The organism is Rhizobacter sp. P1_G5 (genome assembly GCF_056405435.1).
On sequence record NZ_JBFUCB010001207.1, the window covers coordinates 1 to 550 of the forward strand.

Consider the following 550-nt stretch of genomic DNA (forward strand, 5'->3'; position numbering starts at 1 on the left):
CTCATGGAGATCTTCAGAGATTTGCAGATCGGTTTCCAGAATGAGCAGATTCCGATCAGCCCGGAGATGAGTGATTTTCAATCAGAATACCGGCTCACATCGACAAATCTTTGCCTCAAGCTGTTGAATATCTGCGAAAAGGACCCCAGGACAATCGATCTGAGCCGTCTTTCGGCGGCAGACTTCGAGATGTTGCCACGGCTCTTCTGGACCGCCTTGCAAAGCAAGGATCGCCGAAAAAATATCATACTGCCTCGATGCGTGGAGCGTCTTCCTCAGCCGATGCAGGATATTGGCTGGATAAGGAAGATCACTATTGAGCAGTTCAGAGGCAAGATGATCGATGTCGCTCAGCTGCAGGCCGCAAACACCAACCGCCGGAAGTTGCTGATTGCTTTCCCAAACGGCAAACTTCCCCGCGGATTGCAGATCAGGTATTTACCAAACTGTCAACTCGAATTCCGGATCGGCCGAGGGGAAATCTGCACCTTCGGAAATTCATATACGCCCGCCTCCAGGCGGCCCGCTCATCCTGTCTACCACCCGCAGC

General features: G+C 52.4%; 1 protein-coding gene. It reads left to right on the forward strand.

Annotated elements, in window-relative coordinates; all coding sequences use genetic code 11:
* On the forward strand, positions 1-550 hold a 550-nt coding region (locus AC1D12_RS34990), incomplete at both ends, for a hypothetical protein (RefSeq protein ID WP_477845628.1).